The 5378-nt window shown below is 48.1% G+C and carries 3 protein-coding genes; 1 reads left to right on the top strand and 2 read right to left on the bottom strand.

Annotated features, from left to right (window positions below):
* On the top strand, positions 1 to 1119 hold a 1119-nt coding region (locus ACE1CM_RS33050), incomplete at its 5' end, for a 3'-5' exonuclease (RefSeq protein ID WP_374883120.1).
* Between the two features lie 92 nt (positions 1120 to 1211).
* Here the strand turns inward: ACE1CM_RS33050 and ACE1CM_RS33055 are convergent.
* Positions 1212 to 4385, bottom strand: a complete 3174-nt coding sequence (locus ACE1CM_RS33055) for a CHAT domain-containing protein (RefSeq protein ID WP_374883121.1) — start codon at positions 4383 to 4385, stop codon at positions 1212 to 1214.
* 75 nt (positions 4386 to 4460) lie between these two features.
* Positions 4461 to 5378: DUF4384 domain-containing protein (locus ACE1CM_RS33060; RefSeq protein WP_374883122.1), on the bottom strand; the 918-nt coding region annotated here is incomplete at its 5' end.

A 5378-nucleotide genomic window follows, 5' to 3' on the forward strand; every position in this document is an offset into this window, starting at 1 on the left:
CTTACCAAGGGGGGGCTTGATCAAGCACCACCCCTTCTTGGTAAGAGGAGGCTTGATCAAGCAAAACCCCCCCTTGGTAAGGGGGGGCTGGGGGGGGATCGTCGGTCGGCGGCGGTGTTGGTGCGGACGAATGACCAAGGGAGATTTGTGGCGCAACAATTGCGACAATTGTATGGAAATCGACTGGCAATATATGAAGTAGCAGAAAGCGATCGCCACTCCCACGTCCCCGCAGAAATACTCAGCATCCTGCAATTTCTCGACCGTCCCCACTCTCCCGATTACCTCAAATCTGCCTTAGAAGTACTGGTCAAACGCAAATTAATTGACCAACAAGACCTCAACGCTCTCGCTAGTTTACCAGAACAATTCTTATATCCCGGCCCTTTAGATCCACCCCAAAGAGAATCGGTATTAAAAGCGCGTCGTTTCTGTTGCAGTTTGCTGCGCGCCAGAATGGAATTACCTCAATATCAGCTAATTTCTTTCCTCGCTTTATCCTTGAATTACGACCAAACCGAACTCGCCACCGCTGATAAATTAGCCGACCGAATTTCGCGGGCAACTAGCGATAATCGTTCCATGTCAGCAACGATTAATGCCTTGAGCGAAATTGTCAGTTCAGAAAAGTTTGAACCCGTAGATGCAGAAGGGAATGAAAGTCAATATACCCAAGCAGGTAGATTGACAATTATTACCATGCACAAAGCCAAAGGTTTGGACTGGGATTATGTGTTTATTCCGTTTTTACACGCTTCAATGATTCCGGGTAATTTAAGAGTACCGACACCGACTCAATTTTTAGGAGATTTTACCTTAGCAGAAGTAGCGCGGGCGCAAATTCGCGCCAGTTTGCACGGGCAATATCCCTTGCCAGAAGTTGCTCAAGCTTGGGAACAAGCGGGATATTTGAAAACAGCAGAAGAATTTCGCCTGCTTTACGTTGCCATGACCAGGGCAAAGCGTTTGTTATGGATGTCAGCGGCACAAAAAGCGCCTTTCACTTGGAGTAAACCGGAGAATTTACAGGAACAACCACCTTGCCCGGTTATACCAGCATTAAAAAGTCAGTTTCCCCGTTCGGTGGTTTATCTTTCTTTGACATCCTCGCCGCCCTAGAAGTGCGGCGATTCCTAAACCTCACTTCGGCGCGGTTTCTGCTTCAATGCACCCGCCTTCACAGATTTACTCTGTTCGGGTCTTATCTGACTCTATTCGGCTTCGCCAATCAGCGTAAACGCCGCCCAATCTTTGGGATTCGGGTGTTGTTGCTTGCTCGTCAGCATGGCCTGCCGCAGTGCCTGAGCCTTATTGGGGTGCTTTTGCAGATTTTGATAAAATTCGGTCATCAAGGCTGCTGTAGGGGCGTCTGGCACTGACCAGAGCGACACAATGACACTGGGTACACCCGCTGAAATGAGGGAGCGAGACAATCCAATCACGCCATCGCCAGTAATTCTGCCTCTGCCAGTGTCGCAAGCACTCAGGACTACTAATTCGGCGGCAAGTTTTAAATCGAGGATTTCTTCAGCGGTGAGTAAGCCGTTATCGTTACTAGATGGAGCTAGAGCGATCGCGCTCCCCAATCCCCGAATATCATCGAGTAACCCATGTGTTGCTAGATGAATGATTCGCGCCGAAGGCATTTTCTGCACAATGTCTGCTTTGGTGGCGTCTTTGCCGAGCAGGGGTTTGGTGGAAAGGAGAGGAGCGATCGCCAGCGCTTCCTTTTCCGCATTGGGGAGAGGATCTAGGGGTTGTGGCGGCTGACCAAATTTGGGCATGGTAGGATTTCCCACAACAAGCGCATCTTTGAGAGCTGCTTGGCGAACTTTTTCCCGTTGCTGCTGCGTTAGTTGGAGTACCTCAATCGCGGGAGCTGTCAGAATGGTATGTTTTTCAATTAAGTATTTGCCTGGTCGATCTTGGAGGGCGGGGAAGGGAACCAGGAACAGCTCACCTTGCGGGATAAAGATGACTCTCGCGTTGGGGTCATTGGGCAACAAGTCAGCAATCGGTTCAATCAGGAATTTATGGAGTTGTTGTAATCTTTCGGTAAGACTTGCTGGCGACTGTCTCGCTTCTGGTCTGGGACGCCAGCCAAGAAGGGGGAGACTCCTGACACCGATGGATTCGCGACTGCTAAAAACAAGCGCTTCTAAAGAGGTATTTTGTTGCTGCCATAGGGGTTTGAGATTGCTCCGACGAAACGCCACTTCACCTGTGGGTTTGATGACCCAAATATAGAGTTCTGATTTTGGATTTTGGTTGACGGCTTTGAATTTACCAGGAAGAATAAATTGAGTCGGATCGTAAGTAATTGAATACTCAACGAGAGTAGCATTTTCTTCCTTGGCAATGCGTTTAATTTGCTCAATTGTAGGGGGGTTAATGGAGGATTGAGCGTCGGGCTGGGGAGATAGCCGCTTCGTCAGTAATTCCACTAAGGCACGTCCCCTCCCCCGCTCGGCAATTTCTAGAGCGGCATCAGTTTTGTTTTGGGCAATCAGGACTTGTTCGAGCAACCTGTAAGCTTCAGATTGGATGTCAAAAATCGACACCTTGTAGGTATATTGTTCGCCCAATCCGGCTCTAATAGATTCATAACCGGCAATAGTCTCGCGCAAAGCTTTTTCTGCTTCCGGAAGATTGCCAGCTAGAAAGAGAACATAGCCTAGTTCTTCTTTAGCAGTTGCGCGATCGAACAGGCTTTCGCTTTTCTGCGCGATCGCTACACTTTGTTGAGCGTAATCAATCGCTTTATCCTGTTCTCCCTTAACCGCATAAGCTCTTGCCAAAAATCTTAGTTCTATTCCCTCTATCTGGCGATTGATCGACTCAAACTGAGGTCGTTTGTCTTGCCGAACCAGTGCTAAAGACTGCTCGTAGTAGGGGATTGCTTGGCTATAGTCTCCCTGAACAGAGTTGGCAATTCCCAAATTCGATAGAGCGTTAGCCTCTTCAGAAGGCAAGTTGAATTTCCTTGCCAATACTAAACCTTGCTGGAAGTAATCGAGCGCTTTGCTATAGTCTCCGATTCCAAAAAGATAAGTAGCCCCTAACCTTCCCAAAGCCTGTAGTTCTTTCCGGCGCAAGTAGTTAATCTTTTGTTTCTGTTGACTAGAAATATTTTGTTCTTGTCTCTGGCTATTGTTGAAGGCTTGTACAGTTGCTAAACTCTGTTGACTATAATCAAGAGCTTTGTCAAAGTCTCCCAAGGTTAAGTAAGTGTCTGCTAGGCTTTCTAGAGCCTGTACCTTCAGGACTATATCATTAAATTGTTGCGCGATCGCCAAACTCTTCTCGAAGTATTCAATCGCTTTTGTATAATCGTCTATTCCTTGATAAATAGTCCCAAGCTCCCTCAGCGCTGTACCCTCTCTCTGGGGGTCTTTAAGTTCCTGCGCTAGTCTCAATTCCTGCTGGAGTGACTCGCTCAATTTGGCAAAGTCTCCGAGTAAATTATAAGCGATTCTCACAGCTCCCAGAGCGATCTCTTCTAACTTCAAAGCCATCTCTTTGAATTCGGTGTTTTTGAGTTCGCGCGCTATGCTCAAGCTCTGCTGATAGAACTCAATCGCTTTGGCAGGTTGTCCGATGACCAGATAAGCATCACCTAGATTTCCCAGCGCCTGTCCCTCTAGGAGACGGTTGTTAATTGACCGCGCGATCGCCAAACTTTGCTCGAAATATTCAATCGCTTTGGTATGATCTTCTAATTGTTTGTAAATCATGCCCAGATTGAGCAGAGTATACCCCTCTGCCTGATGGTTTTTTAGTTGCCGCGCAATTATCAAATTCTGTTGATAGACATCAATCGCTTTGGCGGTGTTTCCCAGGAAGTTGTAAGTAAATCCCAGCTCCATCATAATTTGGAGTTCCAGTGCTTGGTCTTTGAGTTCTCGTGCGATCGTCCAAACCTGTTGATAGGACTCAATAGCTTTGGCGTAATCTCCCAGGACAAAGTAAGCTTTTCCCAGAAAATACAGAGCTTCCCACTCTAATTTACGGTTGCGGATTGACTGGGCGATCGCCAAACTCTGTTGATAGGACTCAATAGCTTTGTTAGAGTTTCCTAGCAAAAGGTAAGCAGTGCCTAGATTTCTCAGAGTTTTCCCCTCTCCCTGACGGTCTTTGATTTCCCGATAAATATTCAGCGCTTGTTGCAAAGACTGCAAAGCTGCCTCAGCTTGACCGGAATTCAGATGCTCAATCCCTTGCTGAAACAGCCTATCTGCTTCAGCTTTTCTAGTATCCTGGGCTTGAACTAACACCGAGAAATTTTGAAGTTTAAATTGGGGATTTTGAATTGATTGACAATCACTAATTTTCAGGGTAGCGAAGATAGTAATGAGGGCAATTAGTCCAGTTGGTGGAAGTTGCATATCTGCCTCCAAATGGTAAAATGGAGTTAATTTATAGACTGTTGATTGGCATAAAAAACGCTAATTTATGACGATCTAAACTACTTCAAACGCGATGGATAGTGCTGCCATTTCAGCAGCGCGAACCTTGTACCTGACTCCTACAACGGGGCCGTTGCCACTGCGATCGCTACTCAGGTCGCTCAACAAATCGCCTATCACATCTTCAGCACTCCGCGAACCGCGACCCAAAACCACGGGACCGCGAGATTGTTGCAACTCCTGTGCCAAAGATTGCAACGTCAACAAGGCTTTCTTGAGCGGCGAAATGCTGGCAATAATCAGCATCTCCCCAATTCCTTTGGCCTGCGCGACCAACTCAAACTCATCTTGATTTGTGTTGGGAATCTGTAGAGTTTGCCCCGCTGCCAATCGTGTCGCCTCCTCCGACTGCCGCCACTGATTGGGAAACAGAACGGTGAGTCCTCCCGTGGGATCAACTAATAGAATGCTGAGATAGAGAGGGCGAGTTTCCTGGTTCGTCACCTGGAACTGAATCGGCGTCCCCAGCGGTAACTTGTGGGAAAGGGTTGCGCCTCGGTCTTGACTGATACCGCTACGAGGGGTGAACGCCTGAGCAATCAACTGATTCTGACCCTCTGGGTGCATTGCGGCGGTCACTTTCAACCGGGATGAGTTGGCATTCAGGGTCATCTTGACAATTCGGACTGCCAGTAAAGATTTGAGTTTGGCCTCTAAACGGCTGACTGCTTTGGTCACCGTCTCCCCCGCTTCCCCAAACGAATCGGGAATCAGCTCATCTCGTCCAGGAGAAAATAAGCCGATACTGCCTTCTGCTGGAAGATCCCCCCCAACCCCCCTTGTTAAGGGGGGAGTTCCAGTTCCCTCCCTTGTTAAGGGGGGAGTTCCAGTTCCCTCCCTTGTTAAGGGGGGAGTTCCAGTTCCCTCCCTTGTTAAGGGGGGAGTTCCAGTTCCCTCCCTTGTTAAGGGGGG

It is taken from the genome of Microseira sp. BLCC-F43, from assembly GCF_041929235.1.
Classification (GTDB): Bacteria; Cyanobacteriota; Cyanobacteriia; order Cyanobacteriales; family Aerosakkonemataceae; genus Microseira.

Bases quoted from the DNA above. Each gene is read 5' to 3' on its own strand.
- ACE1CM_RS33055 (WP_374883121.1), bottom strand. From the start codon at position 4,385: ATGCAACTTCCACCAACTGGACTAATTGCCCTCATTACTATCTTCGCT.